Below are 3,601 nucleotides of genomic sequence, written 5' to 3' on the forward strand. Positions count from 1 at the left end.
TTAGAAAATCAAAAATTTAATATATGCAATAATGAATTTCTTGAAACTAAGTCTGACTCATACAAGAATATGGGCAGTTATCATGCTGTCAATACTTTTTTGGAAGGCATGCTTTATATAGTGACCTTGATAAGCGGCGGATATTTTGTTTATAAGGGAATGTTAAGTGCTGCTGACCTTGCAATATACTTTTTATATATCGGTATTTTTATCAGTCCGATTGATATGCTTATCAACTTTACCGAAATGTTCCAAAGAGGATTTTCAGGCTTTAGGCGGTATATTGAAATTATAGAAACCGTTCCTGAAATAGATGATACTAAACACGCAAAAGACATAACCGTTCAGGGCGGAAAAATTCAATATCAAAATGTCAATTTTTCTTATAACCAAAACGAACCTGTTCTTAATAATGTTTGCTTTACAATAGAACCGGGACAAACTGCTGCATTTGTAGGTCCTTCTGGCGGCGGTAAAACTACAATATGTTCGCTTTTGCCTAGATTTTATGACATCAACAGCGGAAAAATAACAATAGATGATATAGATATAAAAGACTTCAAATTAAAGTCATTACGAAATAATATCGGTGTCGTTCAGCAAGATGTATATATTTTCAACGGCACTATTAAAGACAATATTTCTTACGGCGATCCGAAAGCCGATGATGATAAGATTATTGAAGCTGCCAAAAAAGCCAATATCCATGACTTTATTATGTCCTTGCCGGACGGATACAACACCAGAGTTGGCGAACGAGGAGCCAGACTATCTGGCGGACAAAAACAAAGAATTTCTATAGCCAGAGTTTTTCTAAAAAATCCTAGAATTTTAATCTTGGACGAAGCAACTAGTGCGTTAGACAACGAAAGCGAAAGACATATTCAAGAAGCATTAGATGAACTTGCCAAAAACCGCACAACCATAGTTATAGCTCACCGGCTTTCTACCATACGAAACGCCGATGTAATATATGTAATTGACGAAGGCAACATAAAAGAAAAAGGCAATCACAAGGAATTAATGGCTCAAAACGGATTGTATGCAAAATATTACAATATGCAGTTTGAAGGAATAGATGAATTATAAATTTATAATTACCTATCAAAATCTATAAAATTTCCTTTAAAGAAATTTTCATTGCCTGTTTTTTTGGCTGTAAGCTTAAATATAACGCATCCATCGGGGCAGACAATAGTCTTACTGTATTTGCTGTCTCCCCCGATGTTTGTAAGATCTCCGCCGCTTCTTACAGCTTCCATTATCGGAAACATTGTCAGCATCACTTTAGAACAAATACCCTGTCCATCTTTGTTTACAGGACATCCGTAAGTGCATGTGTACTTGTCGCCGACTTCTTCGCCGTTTCTGCAATATCCTTCTGTCTTATCTCCGCGAAGAAATCCTACAACTTCAATTTCCCATTCATATTCTTCGTTATACCATTTTTTCATAATTTTCCCCTTCAAAAACGGTTTTATATTTCAATTATTGATATGTATTTCAGAAAAAGACAACTATTTTTTTGCAGGCTTGAACTTATATAACACTTTATATAAAGACAGATACAGCGCCAAAAATGCTCCTGTTTGAAGTCCAAATTTTGCAAGGTTAAAAGGCAAAATTATTGTGAAAATAAAGGCTGATTTGCTTAATCCCTGCAACGCGCCCAATCCATATAGCCTAATATATAACGGCAGCATCACGAAGTAATTGCTTAACATTGCGCCTGTTGTTACTACCACAATAGCAATCAAGCTTGAAATAACGATTTTGGGCTTAGTGCGTGTTTTGTAAAACATGCATGAAGCGGTCAAGCTATATAGGCAAGACAATACGAAATTAGACAATTCGCCTACAAACATAGTAGAACTGCTTGCCAAACCGACAAGATTTTTTATAAGTGCAATAAATACCGCGCTCAATGGATGTATATAAAATGCGCTAAAAATTATAGGAACATCAGAAAATTCAACATCCAAAAAGAATATAGGAATCTTAGGAAATTCTGATAACACAAGGCTCAAAGCAGTCATTACGGCAACAATGGCTACATTATAAGTATTAAGAAAGCCTATTTTTTTTCTTGTTTTGTTATCTTTAGTATAAGCATTATTTTGAATGCTAACGTCTTTTGTGTCAGTACTTAACTTTTGAGAATCTGAATTTCTTTGAATTTTTATTGACATAAAAAACTCCTTTAGTGATTTCAGGGTGGAGCTTTTTAAAAGAAAAGCCCTATTCAAAAAGAATAGGGCGCCATTAATTATTTATTATTGATGGTTCTTCTTTCATCCGGACTCTACCGTCGGTACAGGAATTTCACCTGTTCAGAACAATCAAAAATTCTTGACTGTTGTCGCGGACTTTAACCGCCGGTGGGGACTTACACCCCGCCCTGAAGATACTATTAATTTTTTATATATAATAACATATATTCATTATATATGCAACTAGTTACATATAAAAAAGCTCCTTAAAAAAGGAGCTCGGGTTGGTATGATTTTTTACTAGATTTTTAGACTATAATTTATTCTTGGATATCTGGTTCTTTTATTTCATCTTGAACAGCTTCAGATTGTTCATTTTCTTGATTTTGAACTTCAGATTCTTCTGGTTCAGTAACTTCTTCAACTTCTTTTTGGAAATCTTTAGCTAGATCTTGACTGTCTTCTCTTTTTTCTTGAGATGTTTGGGGCTTATCTTCTACAACTGCGTCTTCGGCTTTGAAATATAGACTAGCCTGTTTTGCGATTTTTGCTGCGCTTGAAGTACCAATTCTTTTTACGCCCAAATCATAAAATTCCAAAGCCTGTTCTAGCGTCTTAATACCTCCGCTTGCTTTTACCTCAACAATGTTTTGGTCTTTATCTACTCCAAGCGCGCTTTCGCTTCGTTGAGTAGCTTTGATTGTGCGTATAATCAACTTAATTGATTCTGCATCGGCAGGGCTTTGGTATCCTGTTCCTGTCTTTATGAACCTTATGCCGCCTTGAACGCAAAGTTCGGTCATTTTGATTATTTCTTCGCGCGTTAAAAGTCCCGTTTCGATAATCATTTTAACAGTTTTGCCGCGCGCTGCTTTCTTGATCTTTTTGATTTCCTTAGCAATGTATTCCCAATTGCCCTGTTTTATTTGAGAAATAGGTGCTACCACATCTACGTCTTGTGCACCTGCTCTTATTGCTTTCTTGACCTGTACTACTTTTACGTTGGTAAACTCTTCTCCCAAAGGAAAAGCTATAACAGTACCTACTTTAACAGGAGAACCGCGCAAAAGCTTTCTTGCCTTTTTTACATGCAAAGGATTGACTATAACTGCCGCAAACTCATATTCTTTGGCGTCATTGCATAATTTTTCTATATCTGCATCAACTACATCTGCACGCAACAAAGTTGAATCAATAATTTCTATAACTTCTCTGCTTTTTGTATAATCTATCATAAAAATTTTCTCCTTAGTGTATAAGATATTTAACTATTGGTGTTTTTATATCCAAGTATTCAAATATCATTTTACTTATTATATACCAAAGATAACATTATCACAATATGTTAAATATAATCTTAAAACTTCTTGATTATTTTGATACTTCAGACT

The 3,601-nt window shown here is 34.9% G+C and carries 4 protein-coding genes and 1 riboswitch; of the genes, 1 reads left to right on the forward strand and 3 read right to left on the reverse strand.

Annotated elements, in window-relative coordinates; genetic code table 11:
- Positions 1-1,089 (forward strand): ABC transporter ATP-binding protein (locus tag VIL26_08285; GenBank protein HEY8390925.1); only part of this gene is annotated, 1,089 nt, incomplete at its 5' end.
- Positions 1,090-1,097: 8 nt separating this feature from the next.
- On the opposite strand, the gene VIL26_08290 is transcribed toward VIL26_08285, so the two are convergent.
- The 3 genes from VIL26_08290 to deoC all read right to left on the reverse strand — a co-directional run bounded on the left by VIL26_08290 (position 1,098) and on the right by deoC (position 3,445).
- On the reverse strand, positions 1,098-1,454 hold the full coding sequence (locus VIL26_08290; GenBank protein ID HEY8390926.1) for a TIGR04076 family protein: 357 nt from the start codon (positions 1,452-1,454) through the stop codon (positions 1,098-1,100).
- 63 nt (positions 1,455-1,517) lie between these two features.
- Entirely contained in the window at positions 1,518-2,189 is a 672-nt protein-coding gene (locus VIL26_08295) for an ECF transporter S component (GenBank protein ID HEY8390927.1), read from the reverse strand.
- Positions 2,190-2,279: 90 nt separating this feature from the next.
- Positions 2,280-2,410: riboswitch (FMN riboswitch) on the reverse strand.
- A 120-nt stretch (positions 2,411-2,530) separates the two neighbouring features.
- Positions 2,531-3,445: a deoxyribose-phosphate aldolase gene (gene deoC / locus VIL26_08300; GenBank protein HEY8390928.1), complete on the reverse strand. Its 915-nt coding sequence runs from the start codon at positions 3,443-3,445 to the stop codon at positions 2,531-2,533.
- Positions 3,446-3,601: the final 156 nt, after the last annotated feature.

This window comes from Clostridia bacterium, from assembly GCA_036562685.1.
Taxonomy (GTDB): domain Bacteria; phylum Bacillota; class Clostridia; order Christensenellales; family DUVY01; genus DUVY01.